The organism is Guyparkeria sp. TX1, from assembly GCF_046523965.1.
Taxonomy (GTDB): Bacteria; Pseudomonadota; Gammaproteobacteria; order Halothiobacillales; family Halothiobacillaceae; genus Guyparkeria.
The window spans coordinates 328,178-353,734 of record NZ_CP144142.1; the positions used below are offsets into that span (position 1 = coordinate 328,178).

The 25,557-nt window shown below is 65.3% G+C and carries 21 protein-coding genes; 5 read left to right on the forward strand and 16 right to left on the reverse strand.

Annotated features, from left to right (window positions below; all coding sequences use genetic code 11):
* Positions 1 to 128: 128 nt before the first annotated feature.
* Both VWP12_RS01595 and VWP12_RS01600 read right to left on the reverse strand, forming a co-directional pair.
* Complete coding sequence (locus VWP12_RS01595) at positions 129 to 1,427, reverse strand: O-antigen ligase family protein (protein WP_410474317.1); 1,299 nt, start codon at positions 1,425 to 1,427, stop codon at positions 129 to 131.
* A gap of 30 nt (positions 1,428 to 1,457) precedes the next feature.
* Entirely contained in the window at positions 1,458 to 2,624 is a 1,167-nt protein-coding gene (locus VWP12_RS01600) for a glycosyltransferase family 4 protein (RefSeq protein ID WP_410474318.1), read from the reverse strand.
* 52 nt (positions 2,625 to 2,676) lie between these two features.
* Between VWP12_RS01600 and VWP12_RS01605 the strand changes: the two genes are divergently transcribed.
* Positions 2,677 to 3,663, forward strand: a complete 987-nt coding sequence (locus VWP12_RS01605; RefSeq protein ID WP_410474319.1) for a mitochondrial fission ELM1 family protein — start codon at positions 2,677 to 2,679, stop codon at positions 3,661 to 3,663.
* Positions 3,664 to 3,681: 18 nt separating this feature from the next.
* Here the strand turns inward: VWP12_RS01605 and VWP12_RS01610 are convergent, their stop codons facing one another.
* The 5 genes from VWP12_RS01610 to argS all read right to left on the reverse strand — a co-directional run bounded on the left by VWP12_RS01610 (position 3,682) and on the right by argS (position 9,137).
* Complete coding sequence (locus VWP12_RS01610; protein WP_410474320.1) at positions 3,682 to 3,894, reverse strand: zinc-finger domain-containing protein; 213 nt, start codon at positions 3,892 to 3,894, stop codon at positions 3,682 to 3,684.
* Positions 3,891 to 4,826 (reverse strand): branched-chain amino acid transaminase, encoded by a 936-nt coding sequence (locus VWP12_RS01615; RefSeq protein WP_410474321.1) that lies wholly within the window; start codon positions 4,824 to 4,826, stop codon positions 3,891 to 3,893. The genes VWP12_RS01610 and VWP12_RS01615 overlap by 4 nt, the downstream gene beginning before the upstream one ends.
* A 116-nt stretch (positions 4,827 to 4,942) precedes the next feature.
* Positions 4,943 to 6,673, reverse strand: coding sequence for a diguanylate cyclase (locus tag VWP12_RS01620; protein ID WP_410474322.1), 1,731 nt, complete (start codon positions 6,671 to 6,673; stop codon positions 4,943 to 4,945).
* 119 nt (positions 6,674 to 6,792) lie between these two features.
* Entirely contained in the window at positions 6,793 to 7,341 is a 549-nt protein-coding gene (locus tag VWP12_RS01625; protein WP_410474323.1) for an SPOR domain-containing protein, read from the reverse strand.
* A gap of 32 nt (positions 7,342 to 7,373) precedes the next feature.
* Positions 7,374 to 9,137: an arginine--tRNA ligase gene (gene argS, locus VWP12_RS01630; protein ID WP_410474324.1), complete on the reverse strand. Its 1,764-nt coding sequence runs from the start codon at positions 9,135 to 9,137 to the stop codon at positions 7,374 to 7,376.
* A gap of 180 nt (positions 9,138 to 9,317) precedes the next feature.
* On the opposite strand from argS, the gene folE reads away from it, so the two are divergent.
* Both folE and VWP12_RS01640 read left to right on the forward strand, forming a co-directional pair.
* Positions 9,318 to 9,926, forward strand: coding sequence for a GTP cyclohydrolase I FolE (gene folE, locus VWP12_RS01635; protein ID WP_410474325.1), 609 nt, complete (start codon positions 9,318 to 9,320; stop codon positions 9,924 to 9,926).
* A gap of 4 nt (positions 9,927 to 9,930) precedes the next feature.
* On the forward strand, positions 9,931 to 10,665 hold the full coding sequence (locus VWP12_RS01640; RefSeq protein WP_410474326.1) for an SDR family NAD(P)-dependent oxidoreductase: 735 nt from the start codon (positions 9,931 to 9,933) through the stop codon (positions 10,663 to 10,665).
* 142 nt (positions 10,666 to 10,807) lie between these two features.
* On the opposite strand, the gene VWP12_RS01645 is transcribed toward VWP12_RS01640, so the two are convergent.
* From VWP12_RS01645 to VWP12_RS01685, 9 genes are all read right to left on the reverse strand, one after another.
* On the reverse strand, positions 10,808 to 11,602 hold the full coding sequence (locus tag VWP12_RS01645; protein ID WP_410474327.1) for an ABC transporter permease: 795 nt from the start codon (positions 11,600 to 11,602) through the stop codon (positions 10,808 to 10,810).
* A 142-nt stretch (positions 11,603 to 11,744) separates the two neighbouring features.
* On the reverse strand, positions 11,745 to 12,698 hold the full coding sequence (locus VWP12_RS01650; protein ID WP_410474328.1) for an ATP-binding cassette domain-containing protein: 954 nt from the start codon (positions 12,696 to 12,698) through the stop codon (positions 11,745 to 11,747).
* A gap of 76 nt (positions 12,699 to 12,774) precedes the next feature.
* Positions 12,775 to 15,033: a PAS domain-containing protein gene (locus VWP12_RS01655; protein ID WP_410474329.1), complete on the reverse strand. Its 2,259-nt coding sequence runs from the start codon at positions 15,031 to 15,033 to the stop codon at positions 12,775 to 12,777.
* A 130-nt stretch (positions 15,034 to 15,163) separates the two neighbouring features.
* Positions 15,164 to 16,228 (reverse strand): class II fructose-bisphosphate aldolase, encoded by a 1,065-nt coding sequence (fba, locus tag VWP12_RS01660; RefSeq protein ID WP_322521303.1) that lies wholly within the window; start codon positions 16,226 to 16,228, stop codon positions 15,164 to 15,166.
* Positions 16,229 to 16,375: 147 nt separating this feature from the next.
* On the reverse strand, positions 16,376 to 17,845 hold the full coding sequence (gene pyk / locus VWP12_RS01665) for a pyruvate kinase (protein WP_410474330.1): 1,470 nt from the start codon (positions 17,843 to 17,845) through the stop codon (positions 16,376 to 16,378).
* Positions 17,846 to 17,853: 8 nt separating this feature from the next.
* Positions 17,854 to 19,038, reverse strand: a complete 1,185-nt coding sequence (locus tag VWP12_RS01670) for a phosphoglycerate kinase (protein ID WP_410474331.1) — start codon at positions 19,036 to 19,038, stop codon at positions 17,854 to 17,856.
* A 141-nt stretch (positions 19,039 to 19,179) separates the two neighbouring features.
* Positions 19,180 to 20,178: a type I glyceraldehyde-3-phosphate dehydrogenase gene (gene gap, locus VWP12_RS01675; protein ID WP_125199671.1), complete on the reverse strand. Its 999-nt coding sequence runs from the start codon at positions 20,176 to 20,178 to the stop codon at positions 19,180 to 19,182.
* A 93-nt stretch (positions 20,179 to 20,271) separates the two neighbouring features.
* Positions 20,272 to 22,260: a transketolase gene (gene tkt, locus VWP12_RS01680; RefSeq protein WP_410474332.1), complete on the reverse strand. Its 1,989-nt coding sequence runs from the start codon at positions 22,258 to 22,260 to the stop codon at positions 20,272 to 20,274.
* Positions 22,261 to 22,472: 212 nt separating this feature from the next.
* Positions 22,473 to 23,027 (reverse strand): thioredoxin family protein, encoded by a 555-nt coding sequence (locus VWP12_RS01685; protein ID WP_410474333.1) that lies wholly within the window; start codon positions 23,025 to 23,027, stop codon positions 22,473 to 22,475.
* Between the two features lie 331 nt (positions 23,028 to 23,358).
* On the opposite strand from VWP12_RS01685, the gene VWP12_RS01690 reads away from it, so the two are divergent.
* The gene (locus tag VWP12_RS01690) at positions 23,359 to 24,219 is read left to right on the forward strand and encodes a phosphate/phosphite/phosphonate ABC transporter substrate-binding protein (protein WP_410474334.1); all 861 of its coding nucleotides are present in this window, start codon (positions 23,359 to 23,361) and stop codon (positions 24,217 to 24,219) included.
* A 148-nt stretch (positions 24,220 to 24,367) separates the two neighbouring features.
* A complete protein-coding gene (gene metK, locus VWP12_RS01695; protein WP_410474335.1) occupies positions 24,368 to 25,540 on the forward strand; it encodes a methionine adenosyltransferase in 1,173 nt (390 codons plus the stop codon).
* The last annotated feature ends 17 nt before the right edge of the window (positions 25,541 to 25,557 follow it).

The following is a 25,557-nucleotide window of genomic DNA, read 5'->3' on the forward strand; positions in this document are numbered from 1 at the left end:
ACAAGAGAGCAGGCTTTGAACGCACTGCCCCATCAGCCCGGAGACCGAGGCCCTTTTCGTATCGCATCGATCGCCACGCTTGCCGTGTGACCGCCCGGCGGTCATGACCGGTCCCGCGAATCGTTACGTTAGGCGGAAGATGCTCCGCGAGAACGCGCGTCAGGGCGAGAAGCCAAAAGATGAGCCAACACCAGGGTGTAGATGAACGTCACGACCGTCAGCTCTAGCACGATGTTGGTCATCCCGAACAGCATGAGTGCCGCCGTCATGAACAGGATGATTTCCCGTCCTGCGCCGGCTCCCAGCAATACGAGGGGCAATGCCAACACCGCCAGCAAGAGAAGCATCTTGGGCACGCCTCCGGTGACCAAGTGCTGCAAGAACATGTTGTGTACGTGACCGTGCCGATCATCAAAGTACGCGCCCATGCCCAGGACCCCGCCGATCTTGAGCATCTCCTGCGTACTACCAACGCCAGTTACGGGGTGCGCCAGAAAAACCTCCCATCCAGTCCGCCAATACACCACTCGAAATCCCATTGAGGTTGCGTATCGGTCTTTCAAGACCGTGGCGTTTTCGGCCTGCGGTCCATTGCTTGTCGTCTCCTCGTTGACAAAGCCCATCCCCAGGAACTCGTCCCGGAAGGTCCGCCACTCCTCCTTGCTGCTCGGCGCAGACTCGAAAGCCTGCGTGACGCGCGACGAAAGCTGGGGCCCGGCGACGAGCGAAAGGAAGAGCACGGCGCCAATTCCACCCAGCATCAACACGCGCCAATTCACGGCGTGACGGTAGTAGAACAGCATGACCAGAAAAATCATCAGCAATGCCATGAGCACCGCGCGACTGCCCGAAAGTGCCACGGGGATCAGCGCCAGGAACATCCACAGTAGCGGCCACCCTCTCCCACGCACACACCCCTCGTGCACGACGAACAGCCCATACATGGCGACCAACGTAGCGAAAACCAACGCGTTCTCGCTTCCCGCGGCCCGGCCGTGCCCCAGCATTAGCACCTGAATCAGAGCAACCGCCGTAGCAACAATCAGTGCCAGACGAAATCCCATCCGCAAAGGAACGCTGAAGTTGTCCGCCCGCGCCCAGCCCACCAGCCAAGGCAGTAACAGCATCAGCAAGCCGGTCCGAAGTGGGTCGAGAACCAGTGCGCCCTCGCCCAACGAATCCGTCAGCGTCGACCAGAAAAGGTAGGCGAGCCAGGCCACCCAAATGACCAGCACAGGGCGCGACCAGTCAGCGCCACCCTTGACCACGGCGTAGCCAAGCAGAACGATAAAAAACGCGTCCTGGTAGGCTTTCTCACCGATATTGGTCAGAAACAGCAGAGACGGCACGGCAACGATGTACCAGAATGGCACCTTGGCCAGGAACTGTCGGAGCCACCGAGCTCCTCGGACTTCGGCCAACGTCATTGAGTGCCTCTCCTTCCGGACATGTGCTTATCAGACCCTGACATCGTGGTCGGCCAACGCGAGATAAAGCTTCAGCGTCTCGCTCTGCATTCGCTCGAGACTGTACGGGATGGCCTTCCCGTCGAGATGTGGAGCGCCTCTCGGTCCCGACCAGTCGACCAGAATCCGTGTGGCCGAACGGACATCTCCGGGCACAACCCGCCCTTTGGGATAAACCTGCGCGAGTTGCTCTCCGACACCACCGTGGTCGTAGCCAAGCACCGGCCTGCCCAGGGCCAACGCCTCGGTAACGGTGCGACCAAAAGATTCGGGCTTTTTCGTGAGCGACATAATAACGTGGCTGATGGCCATGATCTCGCGTAAATCGCTGCGCGGCCCGAGCCAAGTAATATCGCCGGTTAAACCTTTCTCGTCGATCGCCGCCTGTACCCGTTTCCAGTAATCCTGACGACGCGGGTGCACGCCACCGACGAGCAGGGCATGGATGGGCACACCGCGAGCCTTCAGCTCAGCGACGATCTCGACCAGCTCCATCTGCCCCTTGATCTGGGTAATGCGCCCCGGCAGGGTCAGCAGCCATCGATCCTTGGTCTGTGGATTTTCCTCGAAAAAGCGCTCGCGCCAGGCCTCATCCGGTCGGAAGGCCGGGTGGTAGTGGGCAGGATCGACACCACGGTAGATGCGCACGATCCGCGCGGGATCCACGTCTCGGTAGTTGCTGCGGATGTAGTCGACGATGCTGTCGGAAACGGCGATCACCCGCTCACCCTTGGTCATCACCGCGCTGTAGCGCCCCGGCGAGTAGGCGCCGTGAACGGTAGTCACCAGGCGCGGCCGCGTGGCCGGGTTCATCGTCTTCCAGGCGAGGTAGCCGATCCAGGCGGGCAGGCGCGAGCGCAGGTGCAGAATGTCGACGTGCTCGTCACGCAGCAGCCGACGCACGGCGCGGATGTAGCGCAGGGTGAGCAGCGACTTGCGTCCGACCGGCAGGGTGACATGCTCGGCGCCCAGCGCCTCGAGCTCCTCGACCAGCCGACCGCCCTCGGAAATCACGATGGCGCGGTGGCCGGCGCGCACCAGGGCCTCGGCAATCTCGAGCGTGCCGCGCTCCACACCGCCACCGTCGAGGGCGGGCAGCATCTGCACCACGGTCAGGCGGCGCGCCACACGCTCGGCTCCCTGCTCGTCTTCTCTCACCCTGTCCTCCCAATGCTCCCCGACGGTCTGCCGGAGACGCTATCATGCCCGCATGCCGACGCATCCCGACATCGTCAACGAAATCTGGGCCGTGACCACCGGCGAGGCCGGCATGGCCAACCAGGCCCGCGGGCTGGCCGAGGCGGTCGCCGAGTGTACCGGCTGGCCGGTGGCGCAGAAGACCATCGGCATGCCACGCCCGTGGCGCTGGTTGCCGATGCACTGGGTGCCCCGACCGCTGGGCAAGCTCAGCCCCGACTCGGACCCTGTCGTCCCGCCCTGGCCTCGCGTGCTCATCACCTGCGGACGGCGCAGCGCGGCGGCCTCGATCGCCATCCGCAAGGCCAGTGCCGGGGGCTGCTTCACGGTCCACGTACAGGACCCGCTGATCCCGCCGCGCCACTTCGACCTGGTCGTGCCACCACGCCACGACGGCCTGACCGGACCGAATGTCCTGCCGACGCGCGGGGCGATTCATCACGTCACCCCGGCAAAGCTCGATCAGGCCGCCGGCCAATTCGGCGCCCCGTTCGAGTCGCTGCCAAGGCCGTGGATCGGGGTGTTGCTGGGCGGCTCGAACCGGACCATGACACTCACGCCGGAGAAGACGCGAGAAATCGGCGAACAGCTTGCCAGCGCGGCGCGCAAAAGCGGCGGTTCGCTCCTGATCACGCCGTCACGGCGTACCGGCGAGGCCAACACCCGCGTGCTGGCCGAGACGATTCAAGGGGTGCCGCATCAACTCTGGCAAGGCGAGGGACCGAACCCCTACTTCGGCATCCTGGCGCTGGCCGATTATCTGGTGGTCAGCGGCGATTCGGCCTCGATGGTATCCGAGGCCGCCTCCACCGGTCATCCGCTGTACGTGATCGATTTCGGCCGCTATTCGAAACGCCTGACGCGATTCCATCGAGAACTGCGCGAGGAAGGCGTGACACGCGCCTTCGACGGCACGCTCGAGCAATGGGACTACGCGCCGGTGGACGACACGCAACAGGTGGCAACGGCCATCTGCGAAAGGGTCACGGGCAGGCGCTGACTCCGCCGCGACGCCCCTTCAGTCGACCAGCTTGTAAACCGCGCTGCAGTAGATGCAGCGTGCCTCGTCGCCCTGGTGCTCGAGGTGGATGTAGACCCGCGGGTGCGAGTTCCACAAGGCATCCTCCTCGGGCGGGCAGTAGATCGGCAGGTCCGCCTGGGTCACCTCGACGAGGCAATCGGCATTGGGGGTATCGAAATCCTTGGGGTGCGACGCGGTATCCGGGTTCATGCTTTCGCCTCCACGTAGTCCAGCCAGTTGTCCGCCAGCGGCGGGTAGCGGCCCTCGACCAGATCGAAATAGGTGCTCTGTAGCCGCTCGGTGATCGGGCCGCGCACGCCGCTGCCGATGGGCCGATCGTCGACCTCGCGGATGGGCGTGACCTCGGCGGCCGTGCCGGTAAAGAAGGCCTCGTCGGCAATGTAGACCTCGTCACGGGTAATGCGCTTTTCCACCACCGGGATGCCGAACTGGTTCGCCAGCGCGATGATCGTCCGGCGGGTGATGCCGTCGAGCGCGGCGGTCAGGTCCGGCGTGAAGAGCGTGCCGTCACGCACGATGAAGATGTTCTCGCCCGAGCCTTCGGCGACGAAACCCTGGGTGTCGAGCAGCATCGCCTCGTCATAGCCGGCGGCGGTGGCCTCGCGCAGCGCCAGCATGGAGTTCATGTACGCCCCGTTGGCCTTGGCCTTGCACATGGTCACGTTGACATGGTGGCGCGAGTAGCTCGAGGTGCGGATGCGGATGCCCTTCTCGATGTTCTCCGCGCCGAGGTAGGCGCCCCAGTGCCAGGCCGCGACCATGACGTGCACCTTGAGGTTGTCGGCACGCAGGCCCATGCCCTCGGAGCCGTAGAACGCCATCGGCCGGATGTAGGCACTCTCGAGGTTATTCTCGCGCACGACCTGACGCTGCACCTCGTTGAGATGGCTTTCGGTGTAGGGCAGTTTCATGCCGAGGATCTTGGCCGAGTTGTGCAGCCGGCGGGTGTGATCCTCGAGGCGGAAGATCGCAGTGCCCTGATCGGTCTTGTAGGCCCGCACGCCCTCGAACACGCCCATGCCGTAATGCAGTGTGTGGGTGAGCACGTGGGTCTTGGCCTCACGCCATTCGACCATCTCGCCATCCAGCCAGATCAGGCCATCGCGATCTTCCATCGACATTGCTTTATGCCTCGCAGAGCAGTGAAACGGTGCCGCGCGGCACGTTGAGCGATCAACGACACACCGGCGCGCAAACCCGCGAGTTTACCATCCCCAGCGGGATTCCGGCAGGGGCGTCAGTGGGCCAACTCCACTCGATCACGCCCGCGCTCCTTGGCGTGATAGAGGGCAGCATCGCCACGCGCAAGCAGGGTGTTGGCGCTATCGCCCTCGCGAAATTGCGCCACCCCGAGACTCACGGTGCCGCCGGGGCCGAGCTCGGAGGCGGAGTTGCCGCGATAGGCCTCGCGGATCCGCTCGGCGACCACTGTCGCCTGGGCCAGCGCCTGCCCCGGCAGGAGGATGACGAACTCCTCGCCCCCGTAGCGAAAGCACGCGTCACCATCGCGCACATTCGCCCGCATCACGCGCGCCAGGCAGCGCAACGCATCGTCACCGGCCAGGTGACCGTAGCGGTCGTTGTAATCCTTGAACCGGTCGGTATCGAGCACAATCAAGCTCAGCGGATCGCCCGTGCGCAGGCTCGCCACGATGGCACGATCGAGACGTCGGTCGAGCGCGCGGCGGTTGTAGAGCCCGGTCAGGCCATCCTGCTCGCTGAGAAAACGGTATCGATCCCGCTCCTGCGCCAGCACGGCCTCCTCTCGCTGCTTGTGCCGGATGCGATTCCCCAGGGCAAACGCCAGCAACAGGGCCTCGGCCAACGAGCCGACCGGCAGGGCGACCATCAGCCAGGTGGCATACGGCAGCCAGCCCAGCAGCATGGCCAGATACAGCAAAACGGCCAGCGCGAACACCGACCAGCCGAGCAGCAGATAGCCGGCCGGGTCGAAACCACGGCGCATGGCCCGCACGGCGGCCCAGACAATCGCGACCACCGTGGCGACGGCATAGACGGCCACGATGGCAAAAGAGACGACCCCCGCGAGCCAGATCGAGGCGGGCATGGACAGCAGCGCCACCGCCATGACGCCAACCAGCGCGCGATCGGCAAGTCGATCGTCACGCTGGGTGCGCAGAAATCGCCGCACGAACCAGATTCCCGACAACGCCACCAGGGCGACGGCCAACTGCGCCCTTGCCGCGGGCGGCACCGACTGGACGACATCGGGGAGCAGCGGGGTGAGGATGTTGTAGCGCAGGCCGATGTAGAGCACGGTGGTCGCCAGGAACACGGCATAGCCGAGATAGGTGCGCTCGCGCACCGCCAGCATTAGGAACAGGCTGTAGGCAGCCATGCCCAGCATCGCGCCGAGATAGACGCCGAACAATGTGTAGCGCACCAGGGTGCGAACCCGCTCCTCTTCCAGCGTGCCAAGCGTCAGGCGCAGTGCCGTCGGGCCATCGGCACGCAGCTCGATCAATACCTCGCGCTCACCTGAAAACCGGGGTAACAACCGCCCCGGGTGCCCCGGCATGTCCAGCAATCCCGCCACCTCGGTCGTCTCGCGCACCTCCAGCCAGCCGCCCCCGGGTGCGCTGGGATCGCGTAGGAAAACCCGCAGGTCACGGAAATACGGCCAGCGAATCGAGAGCCACCGCGAATTGCCCAACGACTCATCATCGAGACTGACCCGCAGCCAGAGTCGCCCCTGGTACGGCCCGAGGTTCAAGGCTTCCGTCTCGGCGGCACGGTAATCGAGGGCCATCGCCTCGCCAGGTGAGAGCCGCTCCTGGGTGGTGGCCCATTCGGCTTGCGAGAGGAGGTCACGCTCGGCCTGCGCGGCCGGGGTGAACAGCAGAAAGACGATCAGCAACCACCAGGTCACCGCCGGGGGCAACACGCTGCCAACCCACCTGACGCGGGTATCCGCTTCAACCCGCTCCGCGGTAGTGCCAGCCACCATGCGTCATCCCCGGAATTGGACGAGCCGTCACTGCCGACACGATCCTGTGCCCTGGCAGTCCTTTATATGGCTCACTGTATTCCGAGTATGGCGGCCGGGCAATATCCGACGAACGACGATCAGCCGTCGCTACGACGAGGTTCGGTCGTCTCGATGCCGGCTTGATCGAGTTGACGGCGCAGTGCCGTGACATCCTTGCCGGGCAGCGGGCCGAGAATCACGCGGTGATAGCGCCGCCCGCTCACGTCGACCGGATCGATGCGGCTTTCGACCCCGAGCATGGCCAGCTCCGCCTTGCGCGCCTCGGCATCGCGCGCCTTGCTGAATGAACCGGCCTGGAGCACGTAGCGCGCCTCCGATTTCAGCTCGGACGGCTCGGTTGGCGGCTCGTCGCGCGCCCCCGGGGCTTCCTCGGTGGGGCGAGGGGGCTGGTTACCCTCCTCCGGCAGCAGGGTATAGAACTGGAACTCGGGCGAGACCGGCTGCTTCTCCTGCGGCTTTTCCACGCTGCGGGTATCGGTCTGGGCACTCGACGCGTCGCTCGACTGACTGTTGTTCTCGGCCGTCAGCCGAGCGAGCAGCACCACCATCCCGACCAGCAGGACCAATGCGATCAGCAGTGCCCATTTGGCACCACGATTGCCTCCCGAGGATCGAGGTCGATTCACCTTTTTGCGCCCATTGCTGGCCATCGTGACGATTACATCTCGTCCGGGGCATTGACGCCGAGCAGCGTCAGGCCATTGGCCAGCACCTGCCGAGTCGCCAGCACCAGGTTGAGCCGGGCGTTGCGCAACGGCGCGTCGTCACCCAGCAGGAAGGCGTGTGCGTTGTAGTAGCTGTGGAAATCCTGGGCGAGATCGCGCAGGTAGTGCACCAGCTGATGTGGCTCGTGCGCCAAGGCGGCCCGCTCGACCAGTGCCGGGTACTGCGACAGGCGCTTGAACAGGGCCTGCTCGTGCGACTCGGTCAGTCGCGCGTAGGCCTCGCGACCGGTTTGCGGCTCGTGGGTAAAACCGCGCAGCGGAAGCTGGCGCAACACCGAGGCCACCCGGGCGTGGGCGTACTGGATGTAGTAGAGCGGGTTCTCGTTGCTCTGGCTTTTGGCCAGATCGAGATCGAAATCCAGATGCTGGTTGGCCGCCCGCATCACGTAGAAAAAGCGGGCGGCATCGTTGCCCACTTCCTCGCGTAGCTCCCGCAGGGTGACGAAGCTGCCCGAACGGGTCGACATCGGCACCCGTTCGCCGCCCCGGTAGAGGATGGCGAACTGCACCAGCGAGACGGTCAGCTGATCGGCCGGCTTGCCCAGCGCGGTCAGCGCGGCGCGCACGCGGGGCACGTAACCATGGTGATCAGCGCCCCAGATATCCACCACCTGATCGAATCCACGATCGAACTTGTCGAGGTGATAGGCGATATCGGAGGCAAAGTAGGTCGTCTGGCCGTTGTCGCGCCGCACCACGCGGTCCTTGTCGTCACCGAAGTCGGTGGAGCGAAACCACAGCGCCCCGTCGCGCTCGTAGAGGTGACCCTGCGCCTCCAGCCGTTCGATGGCGCGCTCGACCAGGCCGCGGTCGGCGAGGCTCTGCTCGGAATACCAGTTGTCGTAGGTGACCCCGAATTCCGCCAGATCGGCACGGATGTCCGACAGGATCGAATCGAGGGCGGCGCGGAACACCAGCTGGTAGTCGGTCTCGCCCAGCAGCTCACGCATGCGCCGAATCAGCGCATCGATATGACGCTCCTTGTCGCCGTCCGGCGCATCCTCCGGCAGATCGGCGAACACCTTGTCAGAGCCCACCACCAGTCGCCGGCCGTGCTCGTCCGCCAGCGCGGCGGCGATATCGAGGATGTAGCCCTCGGAGCGATAGCCGTTGGAGGGGAACGCGATGCTCTCGCCCTGCCCTTCCAGATACCGCAGCCAGACACTGACCGCGAGGATGTGCATCTGTCGGCCGGCATCGTTGACGTAGTACTCGCGCTGGACGTCGGCACCGACCGCCTCGAGCAGGCTCGCCACCACCGAGCCGTAGGCCGCGCCACGACCATGACCGACGTGCAGCGGACCGGTGGGGTTAGCCGAGACGAATTCCACCTGCACGCGCTGACCACCGGCGGCATTCGAGCAACCGAAGCGCTCGCCTTCCTCGAGGATGCGGTCGATCAGGGCGAAGGCCGCGCCCGCCTCGACGAAGAAGTTCATGAAGCCCGGGCCGGCAATCTCGACGCGCTCGACCCCCTGCTCATCAGCGAAGGCCTCCACGATGCGTTCGGCAATCGCCCGCGGCGGGCGCTTCATCGGCTTGGCCAGCTGCATGGCCAGGTTGCTGGCGAAATCCCCGTGGGCCGGGTCTTTCGGCACCGTCAGCACCGGTTTGACCGACACGTCGGCGGGCAGGTCGCCCTCGGCGACGAGTTGCTGGCAGATGGCCTGGAGACGTTGTTCGATTACGGCCTTCACGGACGGGATAACCCCTTAGCGCTGGAAACATGACATGGGTACCGCGAGCGGCACCGGGAAAGAACGCGACAGTTTAGCGGCAAGCGCGGCCCCAACCAACCGCGGCAGTCGGACATGCCCGCGGGCACCTGCTAAAGTTCCTGCCGACGTTTTGAGCCTTTACTGAGAGAAACCACCGACATGGCAGCCTTGCACGAGGACGACTTTCCCGAACCGGTCGGCGCGGACGAAAAGCGCGTCGAGACCATCGCCGGCGCGGTCAAGACCATCCTGGCCGAACTGGGCGAAGATACCGCCCGCGAAGGGCTGGTCGACACCCCCAAGCGCGTCGCCAAGGCCCTGCTCTACCTCAACCAGGGACTGAATCAACGCCTGGAATCGGCCATCGGCAACGCCCTGTTCGAGTCGGACAACGACGAGATGGTGGTGGTGCGCAATATCGAGTTCTACAGCCTCTGCGAACACCACATGCTGCCGATCATCGGTCACGTCGACATCGGCTACATCCCGCAGGGCAAGGTGCTCGGGCTGTCCAAGCTCGCCCGCATCGTCGATCTCTACGCGCGTCGCCTGCAGATCCAGGAAAACATGACCCAGCAGATCGCCGAGGCCGTGGAGAGCGCCACCGGGGCCGCCGGCGTCGCCGTGCAGGTGCGCGCGGCACACATGTGCATGGCGATGCGCGGGGTCGAGAAGGTCGAGTCCGAGACCATCACCTCGCGGATGACCGGGCAGTTCCGCAACAGCGCGGCCACCCGAAACGAGTTCCTGCAGCTGGTGGCACGGTGACGCCATGACATCACGCGCCCAGACCATCCTGATCACCGGGGTGACGCGCCGGGTCGGCGCCCACCTGGCCGAGCACCTGTTGGCCGCCGGCCACCGGGTCATCGGCACCTATCGCCGCGAGACCGACGCCCTACGCGCGCTGATCGAGCAAGGGCTGATCGCCCTGCCGCTGGACCTGCTCAAGCGGGAACGGCTCGCCGAGTTCGCCCAGCAGGCCGCCGGCCGAATCGACCGCCTGGATCTGATCGTGCACAACGCCTCGATCTGGCACCGCGACGAGGACGTCGCCGCGAATCCTGAACTGGCCACGGCGATGTACACCGTACACGTGACCAGCCCGATCGAGCTGACCGAACACCTGCAGCGCGCCCTGCCCGCCCGCGAACGGGATGACGGCCACGCCGACCGGCAGGCAGTCTTCATCACCGATGCACACATCGACGAGGGCGAACCCGACCACATCCACTACATTGCCTCGAAGGCAGCGATCGAAAGCTCGATCCGTTCGCTGGCCCTGCGCTATGCCCCGCACACGCGCGTGAACGCCATCGCCCCCGGCCTGCTGATGTTCCATCCGGAGGACGACGCCGGGTACCGCCGCCACCGCCTCAGGCGGCGATTGTTGCCCTTCGAGCCCGGCCCGGGCGTGGTCAGCCAGACGATCGACTACCTGATGGCCTGTCCGCTGATCAACCAGGCCGTGATCCGGTTGGATACCGGCCGGCACTGGGAAAACTGACGGCGGGAAGCTGGGCGAAATCGTCGATTCCGCCTTTGCCCGCGTCAGGCTCGGCCGCGAATCTGGTCCTTGCCCCCATTGAGCCATCGCGGCTAAAGCCGCTCCTACGCACCCTCTTCCGGCTTCGAGCTTTCAGCTTCTCTCAAGCCCACAACCGCCGCCGCACCAGGGCCACGGCGAGGTAGTAGGCGACCACGGCGAATCCGGCCAGTACGGCCAGGTGGGCGACCAGATGCTCGACCGGTTCACCGACGATCACGGGACGGATGATCTCGATCGCGTGCGTCAACGGCAGGACCAGCACCGCGGTCTGCATCCAGGCGGGCAACGTCTCGATCGGGAAGAACACCCCGGAGAGCATGAACATCGGGGTGACCACCAGCACGAAGTAGTAGTTGAAGAAGTCGTAGTTGTCGGCGATTGCCGTCATCACGATGGCCGGCCCGGCAAAGGCCAGCCCGAGCAGGAACACTACGGGCAGCGCCCACAGCGCCATCCAGCCGCCCGGCACCGCACCCAGCAGGGCGGCGGCGATCAGGATCGCCACAGCGCTCAACAGCCCCTTGAAGGCCGCCCAGATGGTTTCGCCGAGGATGATGTCGTCGATATCCAACGGCGTGGCCATGATGGCATCGAAGGTCTTCTGCGGCACCATCCGCGTGTAGACGGAGTACATGCCCTCGAAGCTGACCGAGATCATCGCCGAGGACGCGACAATCCCCGAGGCGAGGAAAACGAGATACGGCAGCCCGCCGATGTCGCCCACCAACGCCCCCAGACCGATGCCCAGGCCCAGCAGGTAGATCACCGGCTCACCGAAGTTGAGGACGATCGCCGGCCCGATCAGCTTTCGCCAGACCAGAAAGTTGCGGGCGAACACGGAAAACGCCGCCATCCTGGCCCGCGGCAACTGCCAGATGGAACGCTTCATAGACATCGGCACCTCGATAAAGCGTCATGAGCCGCGCGAGTGCAATGAGCCGCGCAGCGAGCGACGAGACATATCACTCCGATAGGCGAGGAGCGAGCGAGCACGCGACGCAGCAATCGCGTGGCGCAGTAGCTTTGTCGAGGTGCCGTCATTCGCGCAACTCCCGCCCGGTCAGGTGCAGAAACACGTCCTCGAGCCCGGCGCGACGGTGGATGACCGTCAGACCATCGGGCTGACCAAGAAAATCGAGGATCGGGCCCGGCACCCCGGTGTAGACGTAGACGGCGGTACCGTGACGCTCGACGCGCAAGGCCATCGAGGTCAACGTGGCGAACACGCCATCGCTGACTGAGCCACGCAATTCGATCACGTCCGGCTCGACATGGCGCCGAATCAGCTGACCCGGGCTGCCCTGGTCGAGAATGCGACCGTGGTCCATCACCACCAGCTCGTCGCAGAGCCGTTCAGCCTCTTCCATGTAATGGGTCGTCAGCACCAAGGTTACGCCGCGGGCACGCAATTCGGCCAGCCGCCCCCAGATGACATGGCGCACCTGCGGATCGAGCCCCGAGGTGGGCTCATCGAGGATGACGACCTCCGGGTCATTAACCAGCGCCCGGGCGATGGTCAGGCGGCGCTGCATGCCTCCACTCAACTGGTCGACGCGGGCATCGGCCTTATGCGTCAGGTTGGCAAACTCGAGCAGCGCATCGACCCGCGTGGCCACCTGTGACCGAGACAGGCCGAAAAAGCGGGCGTACATGAACAGGTTTTCGCGAACCGTGAAGTCCGGGTCGAGGTTGTCCCCCTGGGGAACCAACCCCACGCGGGCGCGGATGGCGCGCGCCTCGGCCGGCAGGGTGTGCCCGAGCACCGAGAGCTCGCCGGCATCGAAATCGGCCAGCCCCATCAGCATCTTCAGGATGGTGGTCTTGCCGGCGCCATTGGGGCCCAGGAAACCGAAACAGCGCCCGGCCGGGATGTCGAAGTCGACCGCGTCGACGGCGCGCAACGCACCGAAGCACTTAACCAGGCCGCGTGCTTGAACGACCGGCGAGGCGGCCGTTTGGCGGCGGGTAGATGGCGGATCAGGCAGGGTCACGCGCAGGTCCTCGGATATCGACGGGCCGGGATGATGGTCGACGGCAACGAGGTTTGCAAGGAAAGGCCCAAGCGACTCAGGCGTCGTCTTTTCGTTCTTCCTCAAGCCGCACGGCCACCCCGGCAATCAGGGCAAACTCACCGCTTTCATCACGGATCGGGGTGAGCGTGGTGTGCCAATGTCCTCGGCCAGCCGGCAGATCGAGCGTCTCGTGATACCGGATCGCCCGACCTGCCTGGAGGCAGGCACGGTACTGACGTTGCACGTGGGCAGCGGCATCGGGCGGCAGGATCTCGTCGGGCGTGGCGCCGGCCAACTGCTCGCGCGACAGGCCGGTCGCGTGCTCGTGGGCCGGGTTGCTGGTGATGAAGCGAAAGACGCCACCGGACTCGACCCCCACCACGAAGATCGCCTCCTCGACCCCCTCGACAACCGAACGATACAACCGCTCGCTTTCGGCCAACCGGGCTTCGAGCGCGACCGTCTCACGCGAGTCGATCAGCGCCCCGACGATCCGTTCCGGGCGCCCCTCGACATCGCGCAACAGCCGGGCATGGTCCGTCACCCACAGGGGGGAGCCGTCCGGTCGCAACAGCCGGTAACGACTGCGCTTGCGATCACCTTGCCAGCGGGTGAAGTCGCCCTCCTGCAGGGCGCGCTCGCGATCGTCGGGATGCAGCGTCTGCTCCCACCAGTCCGGCCCATCGATCAAGGCATCCGGGGTGTAACCGAGGATCTCGCCAATATTGGCGCTGACGTAGTCAAGCCGGTCGGGACGATCGGCGCGGAAGGTATAGATGACCGCCGGGCTCGCCGCGAGGAAGGCATCGAGACGATCCCGCTCGGCCTGCGCCACGGCGGCGGCCCGACGTTCTCGATCGACATCGTGGAAGAACCACCACAGACGGGCCGGGCGACCGGACTCGTCGGCAATCGGCACCACCTGCACCCGGAACCAGCCCGACCCGCCCTGCAATGCCGGCAGCCGCAGTGCCCCGTTCCAGCGCTCCCCGCGAGCGATCGCCCGCTCGAATGCCTCGAGCTGCAACCCTTCCAGTCCGCGCGCCGGCCAACCGCGCCCGTCGATAGGTTCGGCGACCCCGAAGGTGCGCCGGAAGGCATCGTTGGCCAACAGCGACCGCCCCTGCATGTCGGTCAGCTCAAGCGGCTGGGGGCTAAGTTCGAACAGCGCGTCGCGCTCGGCCTCGGCACGATCGATGACCACCATCCAGCGGGTGCGCTGCCAGCGCGACAGCAACCAGAGCCCCAGGGACGTCAGCAGGAAGGCGACCACCACCGCGGCAACCAGTGCCGCCATCCGCCCCCGCATGGCCGCATACAGATCCGTGACCGATTCGACGGCCACTAGCTGGGCCGGTGTCTGGCTTTCCTGGGTGAGAATCGGCACCGGCCTCGAAACCGCCAGCCACTCACGCCCGTCGGCGGAAAAACGCCAGCGCGCCGATGGTTCGCCCTCCAACTGCCGAAGTGCTGCTGCCAGCCCGACGTCATCGACCTTGGGGCCGTCGAGGTAGTAGTCGCCACGACCAACCGGGGCGATATGACGCTTTTCGCGCATGTCCGCCCAGATGTTCTCGGCGGCAATCTCGGCGGGCAGCAACAGCGTGGCCCGAGCACCCAGGCTGTCGTTGAGGTAGCTGTCGACCGGCGTGACGCCCGTGCCCACCTCCACGGTGCCGATCACCTGGCTCGACCCACCGGATGAGCCGCCTGGGTTGGGCGCCCAGACCGGCTCGACCGCCCGAAAGCCGGAAAACACGCGCCCGACCTCGAAGCCCATCGCGCCCCGCCCGTTGCGATACACCTCGGCGAGCAATGGGCGGAGGGAGGCCAATTCATCGCCGAAGCGTTCCGGGGCATGCAGCCGCAGGAAGCTGATTGCCTCGGGACCAAGATGAAACTGCATCACCCGGTCCTGACCGTGGATCAGCTCGGTGGCGATGGGGGTGACAGCCCGGGCGAGCTCACGCCGCAACTGGGCCGCGCCATCCTCTCCGCCACCGCCGCCTTCGAGCTCGACCATGGCGCGTGCCTGCGACAGGGTCTCGCGCACCCGCTCGTCGAGTGCCAGGATCCGAGCGATCCGCGCCAGCTCGGCCTCGCGGCTCGACAGGGCATAGTCGGCGGTACCCAATAACCGGTCGGCGCGGGCGTCGACCTCGGACTCGAATTCACGCTGCACCACCAGCGAGCCGAGCACACCGAGCAGCAACCAACCCACCAGCACCAACAGCCAGACAGCACGCAGTCCCGGTCGCCGGTTGTCCGCCGGCAGCCGGGGTACGGGGTCATCCTTGTACGCGTTCCCTCCCATGAGACCGATTATCACGCATTTACACGCTCACGCCTACGGTCGGATGCAAGTCGGAGGCACAAAAAAACCCCGCCAATCAGCGGGGTTATCGTTTCAAGCAGTACCGGGCGATTGCCCGGTCAAGCAAAGATCAGCGGATCTTCTGCTTGAGGCTGCCGGACTCGTAACGCTTGTACATTTCTTCCAGGGAGATCGGACGGATCTTGGAAGCCATGCCGGCCGAGCCGAATGCCTCGAAGCGAGCCTTGCAGATCGCCTGCATGCCGGCAGTCGCTTCCTTGAGGAATTTGCGCGGGTCGAAGTTGGACTTGTTCTCTTCGAGGTGCTTGCGAACGGCACCGGTGGACGCCATGCGCAGGTCGGTGTCGATGTTGACCTTGCGAACGCCGTGCTTGATGCCTTCGACGATCTCTTCAACCGGCACGCCGTAGGTCTGGCCCATGTCGCCGCCGTAGTTGTTGATGATCTCGAGCCACTCTTCCGGTACGGAGGAGGAGCCGTGCATGACCAGGTGCGTGTCCGGGATCCGCTGGTGGATCTCCTTGACGCGGTCGATGCGCAGGATCTGGCCGGTCGGCTTCTGGGTGAACTTGTAGGCGCCGTGGCTGGTGCCGATGGCAATCGCCAGCGCGTCACAGTCGGTGTGCTTGACGAATTGAGCCGCTTCTTCCGGGTCGGTCAGCAGCATGTCCATGTCCAGCTTGCCTTCCGCACCGTGGCCGTCTTCCTCGCCCATCTCGCCGGTTTCCAGCGAGCCGAGGCAGCCCAACTCACCTTCAACGGAAACACCGCCGGCGTGCGCCATCTCGGTGACCTTGGCGGTGACGTTGGCGTTGTACTCGTAGTCGGACGGGGTCTTCATGTCCGGCAGCAGGGAGCCGTCCATCATGACCGAAGAGAAGCCCGACTGGATCGCGCGCAGGCAGACGCCCGGATCCGAACCGTGGTCCTGGTGCATGACGATCGGGATGTGCGGGTACATCTCGGTGGCCGCCTCGACGAGGTGGCGCAGGAACGGCTCGCCGGCGTATTTGCGCGCACCGGCAGAGCCCTGCAGGATCACCGGGCTGTCGACTTCGTCGGCGGCCTGCATGATCGCGTGGATCTGCTCCATGTTGTTGACGTTGAACGCCGGCATGCCGTAGCTGTGTTCAGCGGCATGATCCAGCAGCTGGCGAAGCGAAATGAGCGCCATAGTGCCTCTCCTCAAGTTGAAACGTAGTTGCGAAATCGTGGCGGTGACCGGATCGGACCGATTCGGTCACCGAAAATTCAATCAGCGCGACAGCATACCCAGCGCACCCGGATATCCCAAATCGCGCCAGGACCTGACCGCCGCCCGTCAGTCGACGGAGATCACGTCCCCGACTCGAACGATCTTCATGGCGTTCGTGCCACCCATCTGACCCATCAGGTCGCCCTTGGTGATGATCACCAGATCGCCCTCGTCGAGCTTCTCCATCTGCTGGAGGCTCTCGATCACCATCCGGTTGACCTCGGCATGATCGGTTGACGGTACCGGGAAGTGCACCGCCTGCACGCCACGGTAGAGACCCACGCGGCGCGCGGTCTCCTCCGAACGGGTGAAGGTGTAGATCGGGATGTCGGTATCGACCCGCGACATCCACAGCGGCGTCGCCCCCGACTCGGACAGCGCGACGATGGCTGCGACCGAGAGGTGGTTTGCCGTGTAGATCGCCGAGTAGGCGATCGCCTGGTCGATCCGCTCGAAGGGCACGTCCAAGGGCGGCGCGCTCTTCTTGGCCTCGATCTGGTACTCCGCCCGGTGGCAGACACGCGCCATGGTCTCGACCACCCGCACCGGGTACTTGCCGGCAGCCGTCTCGGCCGAAAGCATGACCGCGTCGGTGCCGTCGAGCACCGCGTTGGCCACGTCGAACACCTCGGCCCGGGTCGGGATCGGGTTGTCGATCATGGTCTCCATCATCTGGGTCGCGGTGATGACGGGCCGGTTGAGCTCCTTGGCCATCTTGATGAAGGCCTTCTGCACCGCGGGCAGCTCGGCGTCGCCGATCTCCACGCCCAAGTCACCGCGCGCGATCATGATCGCGTCACTGGCCTGAATGATCTCGCGGATGCAGTCGACCGCCTCGGCACGCTCGATCTTGGAGACGATGTGCGCGCGGCAGCCGGCTTCCTGCAACAGGCGACGGGCCTCGTGGATGTCCTCGCCCGAACGCGGGAACGAAACCGCGATGTAGTCGACACCGATCTGGGCGGCCGTCTTGATGTCGGCGCGATCCTTGTCGGTGATCGCCGGAGCGGACAGGCCACCGCCCTGACGGTTGATGCCCTTGTTGTTCGACAGCATGCCGCCGACGGCCACCGTGGTGCGCACCTGGTTGCCCTGGACCTCGTCGACCTTGAGGACGATGCGGCCGTCGTCGAGCAGCAGGATGTCACCCGGGCGCGAGTCGGAAACCAGCGCCTTGTAGGTGATACCGACCTTGGTCTGGTCGCCGCCATCCGGATCGAGGTCCGCATCGAGGGTGAACGACTTGCCCTCTTCGAGCTCTACCTTGCCGTCCTTGAAGCGGTCGATGCGGATCTTCGGGCCCTGCAGGTCACCCAGGATCGCGACGTAGCGACCCTCGGCGGCCGCGGCCTCGCGCACCATGTCGGCGCGCCGCTGGTGGTCGGCGGCCTTGCCGTGCGAGAAATTCATCCGCACAACATCGATGCCCGCCCGCACCAGGGCGGTGATGGTGGCCAGGTCGTCACTGGCCGGGCCCAGCGTCGCGACGATCTTGGTGCGTCGCTGCGCCGGAAGATGATCAGTGGAACCGTGCATGTTTGCCATCAGCCTTTCGCCCGCTCTTCGAGCATGGCAACCGCCGGCAGGGTCTTGCCTTCCAGGAACTCGAGGAACGCGCCACCGGCGGTCGAGATGTAGCTCACCTTGTCGTAGATGTCGTACTTCTGGATCGCCGCGATGGTGTCACCGCCACCGGCCAGGGTGAAGGCCTTGGTGTCAGCGATCGCCTGGGAGATGCGCTTGGTACCGTCGCCGAACTGGTCGAACTCGAACACGCCGACCGGGCCGTTCCAGACGACGGTGCCGGCGTTCTCGATCACTTTAGCCAGGGCCTCGGCGCTCTCCGGCCCGATGTCGAAGATCATGTCGTCATCGGCAACGTCCTCGACGCGCTTGAGGACTGCCGGCTCGTTCTCGTCGAACTGCTTGCCGACGACCACGTCGGTCGGCAGCGGGATGTTGGCACCATTGCTCTTAAGCTTGTCCATCAAGGCCTTGGCGGTCGGGACCAGGTCGTCCTCGCAGAGCGACTTGCCCACGCCGTGACCGGCGGCCTTGACGAAGGTGTTGGCGATGCCGCCGCCGACGATCAGCTGGTCGACCTTGGCCGCCAGCGACTCGAGCACGGTCAGCTTGGTGGAGACCTTGGAACCGCCGACGATGGCGACCATCGGGCGGGCCGGGTTGGCCAGCGCCTTGGTCAACGCCTCGAGCTCCTCGGTGAGCAGGGTGCCGGCGCAAGCGGTCGGCGCGAACTTGGCCACGCCGTGGGTGGAGGCCTGCGCGCGGTGAGCGGTGCCAAAGGCGTCCATGACGAAGACGTCGCACAACGCGGCGTACTGCTTCGAGAGCGCCTCGTCGTTCTTCTTCTCGCCCTTGTTGAAGCGGACGTTCTCGAGCATGACGACTTCACCGGCGCCCACCTCGACGTTCGCGCCGAGGTAGTCGCGTACCAGGCGCACCTCGCGGCCGAGCTTCTCGCCCAGGTCCTTGGCGACCGGGGCGAGCGAATCACCCTCGGAGAATTCACCCTCGGTCGGGCGACCCAGGTGCGAGGTGACCATCACGTGGGCGCCCTGGTCGAGCGCGGCCTTGATGGTCCCCAGCGAGGCGCTGATGCGCGCATCGGAGGTGACCTTGCCGTCCTTGACCGGCACGTTCAGGTCGGCGCGGATCAACACGCGCTTGCCGGCAAGATCGAGATCAGTCATGCGGATGACGTTCGCCATGGAAAACTCCTCAATGAGACAGATAAAAAGCGGTAAGGAATGGGAGGCGACTCGGTGACGCCCAGTCCTTACGGCTCTCGCGCGGTGCGAAAGACAGGTGGAAAAACGGGTGGGAAAACCCACCCGTTCCGGTCAGTCGATTTACTTCCCGACGTGCTGCACGACGCGCAGCATGTTGCAGGTGTAACCGAACTCGTTGTCGTACCAGGCGACAACCTTGACGAAGGTGTCGTCCAGGGCGATGCCGGCCTTGGCATCGAACACGGACGGCTCCGGGTGACCACGGAAGTCGGTGGAAACGACCGCTTCCTCGGTGTAACCCAGCACGCCCTTGAGTTCGCCCTGGGAGGCTTCCTTCATGGCGGCCTTGATGTCGTCCATGGAGGCGCCCTTCTCCAGCTCGGCGGTCAGGTCGACAACAGAGACGTCGGAGGTCGGGACGCGGAACGCCATGCCGGTCAGCTTGCCGTTCAGGGCCGGCAGGACCTTGCCCACGGCCTTGGCGGCACCGGTGGAGGACGGGATGATGTTCTCCAGGATGCCGCGGCCGCCGCGCCAGTCCTTCTGGGACGGGCCATCAACGGTTTTCTGGGTGGCAGTGGCGGCGTGAACGGTGCTCATCAGGCCACGCTTGATGCCGAACTTATCGTTCAGGACCTTGGCCACCGGCGCCAGGCAGTTGGTGGTGCAGGAGGCAGCGGAAACGATCTGCTGGCCGGCGTAGTCGTTGTGGTTTACGCCGTAGACGAACATCGGGGTGGCGTCCTTGGACGGGGCCGACTGAACGACCTTCTTGGCACCAGCGTCGATGTGCTTCTGGCAGGTCTCCTCGGTGAGGAACAGGCCGGTGGACTCGACCACGACGTCAACGTCCAGGTCGCCCCACTTGAGCTGGGACGGGTCCTTCTCGGCGGTCAGGCGGATCTTCTTGCCGTTGACGACCAGGTTGTTGCCTTCGACCGACACGTCACCGTCGAAACGGCCGTGCACAGAGTCGTACTTGAGCATGTACGCCAGGTACTCCGGCTCGAGCAGGTCGTTGATGCCAACGATTTCCAGCTCCGGGAACTCCTGGGTCGCCGCACGGAACACCATGCGACCGATACGACCGAAGCCGTTGATACCGACACGAATAGCCATGGGTTTTCTCCTAATCGATACGTGGATACAAATCAGTCAGGGCGCATGCGATTGACGACACATGCGCCCGAAAACGGTTGATGCGAGCCCGGATCAGCCCAGCTTGCGGGCTTCCTCGGCGACGCGATCGGCGGTGAAGCCGAAGTACTCGAACAGGTCACCGGCCGGGGCGGACTCGCCGAAGGTGTCCAGGCCGAAGACCTTGCCCTGGCTGCCGACGTACTTGTACCAACCCTGGGTGACACCGGCCTCGACGGCCATGCGGGCGGTCACGCCGCTCGGCAGCACCGACTCGCGGTAGGCGTCGTCCTGGGCGTCGAAGGCCTCGACGCACGGCATGGAGACGACGCGCACCTTCTTGTCGGTCAGCTTCTCGGCGGCATCCATCGCCAAGCCGACCTCGGAGCCGGTAGCAATCAGGATCAGGTCCGGCGTGCCGTCGCAGTCCTTCAGCACGTAACCGCCCTTATCGATGTTGGCGATCTGCTCGGCGCTGCGGGTCTGGTGCGGCAGGCCCTGACGCGAGAAGACCAGCGAGGTCGGCGCGTCACGACGGACGACCGCCTGCTTCCAGGCCACCGCGGTCTCGACCGCGTCACAGGGGCGCCAGGTCTGCATGCGCGGGATCAGGCGCATGGTGGCAATCTGCTCGACCGGCTGGTGGGTCGGACCGTCTTCACCCAGACCGATGGAATCGTGGGTGTAGACGAAGATCGAGCCGATCTTCATCAGGCCGGCCATGCGCAGCGCGTTGCGGGCGTACTCGGAGAACATCAGGAAGGTGCCAGCGTACGGCAGCAGGCCGCCGTGCAGCACCATGCCGTTCATGATGGCGCTCATGCCGAACTCGCGCACGCCGTAGTGGATGTAGTTGGCATCCGACTCGGTGGCGGTCAGCGCGGTGCAGCCCTTCCAGGTGGTCAGGTTGGACGGCGCCAGGTCGGCCGAACCGCCGACCAGTTCCGGCAGCATGTCGGCCAGACCGGTGATCACGGCCTGGGAGGCCTTGCGCGAGGCGACGCTCTCGCCCTTGGCGTCGATCTCCTTGATCAGCGCATCCATCTTCTGGTTGAAGTCGGCCGGCAGCTCGCCGTTCAGGCGACGCTTGAGCTCGGCGGCTTCGGCCGGGAAGGCCTTCTCGTAGGCGGCAAAGGTCTCGTTCCACTCGGCCTCGGCCTTCGCACCCTTTTCGGTGGCGTCCCAGCCGGCGTAGACCTCGTCCGGAATGACGAACGGCTCGTGGCTCCAGCCAATGTTCTCGCGGGTGGCCTTGACCTCGGCATCGCCCAACGCGGCGCCGTGGCAGTCGTGAGTGCCGCAGAGGTTCGGCGCGCCAAAGCCGATCACGGTCTTGGTGCAGATCATGGTCGGCTTGTCGTTGACCGAACGCGCCTCGCGGATGGCCGCGTCGATGGCGTCGGCATCGTGACCGTCGACGTCACGAACAACGTGCCAGCCGTAGGCCTCGAAACGCTTGGGCGTGTCGTCAGTGAACCAGCCCTCGACGTGACCGTCGATGGAGATGCCGTTGTCGTCGTAGAAGGCGACCAGCTTGCCCAGACCCAGGGTGCCTGCCAGCGAGCAGGCCTCGTGGGAGATGCCTTCCATCAGGCAGCCGTCACCCAAAAAGCAGTAGGTGTAGTGGTCGACGACCTTATGGCCCGGCTTGTTGAACTGGCCGGCGAGCATCTTCTCGGCGATCGCCATGCCGACGGCATTGGTGAGACCCTGGCCGAGCGGACCGGTGGTGGTCTCGACGCCCGGGGTATACCCGTATTCCGGGTGGCCCGGGGTCTTGGAGTGCAGCTGACGGAAGTTCTTCAGCTCTTCCATCGGCAGTTCGTAGCCGGTCAGGTGGAGCAGAGAGTAGATCAGCATCGAGCCGTGGCCGTTGGAGAGCACGAAACGGTCGCGGTTCGGCCATTCCGGGTTCTTCGGGTTGTGGTGCATGTAGTCGTTCCACAGCACCTCGGCGATGTCCGCCATGCCCATGGGGGCACCCGGGTGACCCGAATTCGCCTTCTGAACGGCGTCCATGCTCAACGCGCGAATCGCGTTGGCAAGCTCTCTACGTGTCGACATAAAACACTCCAAAGGGTTGAAAAAGAAGCGGTTCTTGGCGCCGTGTGCATTGCGCACGCAGACGACGGCGCCTAGCCTTGGGGCAGGCGCGGAAGTTGCGCGACATTGTCCCCAAAACCCTCACACAAGGCAACCACCCTGTTTTTCAATTACTTAGGAACGACAGCCATCACCTTCTCGGCAGGCCGAAAAGGCCGACCAGGCCAGTCAGATCAGGCCTGGCGCCATTTGATCGAGCACCCCATGGAGGGCACCTGCTCCTCGGGGCCGCGACCGGTCTCGGCCACCTGCTTCATCGCCTCGAACAGCTCGCGCGGCGCATCCGGCTCGGCCTCCTTGCGCGAGGCGTCCAGACGACCGCGGTACTGCAACTCGAGATCGGCGTTGTAACCGAAAAAGTCCGGCGTGCAGACCGCGCCATAGGCCTTGGCCACCGCCTGCGATTCGTCAATCAGGTAGGGAAAGGAGAACTTGTGCGCCTCGGCGACCCGCTTCATGTTCTCCGGCGAGTCCTCCGGGTAGTCGCTGGGGTCGTTGGACATGATCGCCACCGTGTTAACCCCCTGCCCCTTGAGCTCGCGCGCATCGCGCACGATACGATCGAGCACCGCCTTGACGTAGGGGCAGTGGTTACAGATGAACATCACCAGCGTGCCTTTCTCACCCTGCACGTCACTCAGGCGCCAGATACGCCCCTCGACGTCCGGCAGGGCAAAATCAACAGCTGGGCGTCCAAAATCACAGACCGGGGTTTCGGTGCGAGCCATGGGCAAACCTCCTTAAATGGTCACGGGGGGAAGCAACAAGCGATAGCGGGTTTCGCGAGCCCGCCAGTCTCGCACGACAGACCCACCGGCCGGCAAGCCGCTGTCGGTGTCCCGCGGTTGCCCCGAGGGTCTGCTCGCCGCCCCGAGGGCAACTGTGATATTTTTCCTTCCGATTTGAATGACCGCCACGTCGCCGGTGGCGAGGCTGCAGAGCTGCTCTGCAGCACAGGACAAAACGACTTCAGGCACCGCAAGCAAACCGGCGAAAGACCGGTCGCGCCCAGATATAAAGACAACCGAGCCATCGCCAAGGATCAGGAGAGCCCCGCCCATGCACGCGTCGACGCGCCCCGCCAACGCCACCAGCCCCGCCACCCAACGACACGAGCAGGCCCCGCGCCTGCTCGCTCTGCTCGCCGGGGCAGCCGCGCTGCTGGCCTCGGCACTCCCCGCCACCGCCGAGGACAGCCTGAAGATGGCGATCGCCCCGTTCCTGCCGGAGACGGAACTGAACGAGGCCTACGCCCCGGTGGCCGACTACCTGAGTCGCCGCCTGGGCGAGACCGTGGAACTCCAGCTGTTCCCCAACTACCTCTCGTTCTGGGAGGCAACCCGCGGCGGATCGGACTTCGACATCGCGCTCGACGCCGCCCCGGTGACCGATTTCCGCGTCCAGCGCCAGAACTGGCAGGTGATCGCGCGGTTTGACGGCGAGGTGACCCAATCGCTGGTCACTCGCGAGGACGACCTGATCCTCTCGCCCAAGGAGCTGGTGAACAAGCGCGTCGCGGTTCAACCGTCCCCGTCCGTTGGCGCACTGGTGCTCTACCAGCTCTTCCCCAACCCGGTTCAGCAGCCGGTGCTCGTCTTCGAGCGTACCAACCGCGATGTCGCCACCGCGGTAATCGAAGGCAAGGCCAAGGCGGGCGTCATCCCCACGCCGCTGGTCGGCGGCTACCCGGGCCTGTACCCGGTGATCACCACCGAACCCCTGCCGTTCCTGGGCTTCTCGGTCTCGCCGGAACTCAACAAGCGCACCCGCGACGCCCTGCAACAGGCGCTGCTGTCGTTCGCCGAGACCGAGGAGGGTCAGCGCATCCTCGAGGAACAGCAGCTGACCGACATCGTGCCGGCAAACAACCGCTACTACTCGGGCAACGCCGAACTGCTGGTCGGCACCTACGGCTACTGAACGCCCGGCTACCGGACCCGGGCCACTGAACCCGGGCTGCTGAACCTCGGGGCAAGCTGTGCCATGATTGCGCCCGCCGGGCGGCATCACCCTGCCCGGCCGCCACGATTCGACCGCCCCAACTGCACGCATAAGAGGCCTGCACGCCATGAGCGCAAACGCCGCCAAGCGCCACCTGTTCACCTCCGAGTCCGTCTCCAAGGGCCATCCGGACAAGATCGCCGACCAGATCAGCGACGCGATTCTCGACGCGATCCTGGAACAAGACCCGTCGGCCCGCGTCGCCTGCGAGGCGCTGGTGAAGACCGGCTTCGTCGTGCTCGCCGGCGAGGTGACCACCTCGGCGTGGGTGGACGTCGACGAGCTGGTGCGCGAGGTGATCGTCGACATCGGCTACACCAGCTCGGAACTGGGTTTCGACGGCCACACCTGCGGCGTGCTCAACGCGATCGGCAAGCAGTCCTCCGACATCGCCCAGGGCGTCGACCGCGAGGATGCCGCCAACCAGGGTGCCGGCGACCAGGGCCTGATGTTCGGTTACGCCACCAACGAGACCGATGTGCTCATGCCCGCGCCCATCACCTACGCCCACCGACTGGTCCAGCGCCAGTCCGAGGTGCGCGAGGCCGGCGCCCTGCCGTGGCTGCGGCCCGACGCGAAATCGCAGGTGACCTTCCGCTACGAGGACGGCGTCCCGGTGGGCATCGACGCGGTCGTGCTCTCCACGCAGCACAACCCGGACATCGCCCAGTCGGATCTGCACGAGGCGGTGATGGAAGAGATCGTCAAGCCGACGCTGCCGGCCGAGTGGCTCGATCGGCACACCAAGTACCACATCAACCCCACCGGCCAGTTCATTATCGGCGGCCCGGTGGGCGACTGCGGCCTGACCGGACGCAAGATCATCGTCGACACCTACGGCGGCATGGCCCGCCATGGGGGCGGCGCCTTCTCGGGCAAGGATCCCTCCAAGGTCGATCGTTCGGCCGCCTACGCCGGGCGCTACGTGGCCAAGAACATCGTGGCCGCCGGCCTGGCCGACCGTTGCGAGATCCAGATCTCCTACGCCATCGGCGTGGCCGAGCCGACCTCGATCTCGGTCGATACCTTCGGCACCGGCCACATCCCCGACGAACGCATCACCGATCTCGTGCGCGAACACTTCGATCTGCGCCCCTACGGCATCCTGCAGATGCTCGACCTGATCCGACCGATCTACCGCAAGACCGCCGTCGGCGGCCACTTCGGTCGCGAGGAACCGGAGTTCAGCTGGGAGCGCACCGATCGAGCCATGGCATTGCGCGCCGACGCAAACCTATAAACGCAAAACAAGCACAT

What these genes read in the sequence shown, in the direction of transcription:
- VWP12_RS01595 (WP_410474317.1), bottom strand. Translation starts at nt 1,427, where the DNA reads ATGACGTTGGCCGAAGTCCGAGGAGCTCGGTGGCTCCGACAGTTCCTG.
- VWP12_RS01605 (WP_410474319.1), top strand. Translation starts at nt 2,677, where the DNA reads ATGCCGACGCATCCCGACATCGTCAACGAAATCTGGGCCGTGACCACC.
- VWP12_RS01610 (WP_410474320.1), bottom strand. Translation starts at nt 3,894, where the DNA reads ATGAACCCGGATACCGCGTCGCACCCCAAGGATTTCGATACCCCCAAT.
- VWP12_RS01615 (WP_410474321.1), bottom strand. Translation starts at nt 4,826, where the DNA reads ATGTCGATGGAAGATCGCGATGGCCTGATCTGGCTGGATGGCGAGATG.
- VWP12_RS01620 (WP_410474322.1), bottom strand. Translation starts at nt 6,673, where the DNA reads ATGGTGGCTGGCACTACCGCGGAGCGGGTTGAAGCGGATACCCGCGTC.
- folE (WP_410474325.1), top strand. Translation starts at nt 9,318, where the DNA reads ATGGCAGCCTTGCACGAGGACGACTTTCCCGAACCGGTCGGCGCGGAC.
- VWP12_RS01640 (WP_410474326.1), top strand. Translation starts at nt 9,931, where the DNA reads ATGACATCACGCGCCCAGACCATCCTGATCACCGGGGTGACGCGCCGG.
- VWP12_RS01645 (WP_410474327.1), bottom strand. Translation starts at nt 11,602, where the DNA reads ATGTCTATGAAGCGTTCCATCTGGCAGTTGCCGCGGGCCAGGATGGCG.
- VWP12_RS01655 (WP_410474329.1), bottom strand. Translation starts at nt 15,033, where the DNA reads ATGGGAGGGAACGCGTACAAGGATGACCCCGTACCCCGGCTGCCGGCG.
- fba (WP_322521303.1), bottom strand. Translation starts at nt 16,228, where the DNA reads ATGGCGCTCATTTCGCTTCGCCAGCTGCTGGATCATGCCGCTGAACAC.
- pyk (WP_410474330.1), bottom strand. Translation starts at nt 17,845, where the DNA reads ATGCACGGTTCCACTGATCATCTTCCGGCGCAGCGACGCACCAAGATC.
- VWP12_RS01670 (WP_410474331.1), bottom strand. Translation starts at nt 19,038, where the DNA reads ATGGCGAACGTCATCCGCATGACTGATCTCGATCTTGCCGGCAAGCGC.
- gap (WP_125199671.1), bottom strand. Translation starts at nt 20,178, where the DNA reads ATGGCTATTCGTGTCGGTATCAACGGCTTCGGTCGTATCGGTCGCATG.
- tkt (WP_410474332.1), bottom strand. Translation starts at nt 22,260, where the DNA reads ATGTCGACACGTAGAGAGCTTGCCAACGCGATTCGCGCGTTGAGCATG.
- VWP12_RS01685 (WP_410474333.1), bottom strand. Translation starts at nt 23,027, where the DNA reads ATGGCTCGCACCGAAACCCCGGTCTGTGATTTTGGACGCCCAGCTGTT.
- VWP12_RS01690 (WP_410474334.1), top strand. Translation starts at nt 23,359, where the DNA reads ATGCACGCGTCGACGCGCCCCGCCAACGCCACCAGCCCCGCCACCCAA.
- metK (WP_410474335.1), top strand. Translation starts at nt 24,368, where the DNA reads ATGAGCGCAAACGCCGCCAAGCGCCACCTGTTCACCTCCGAGTCCGTC.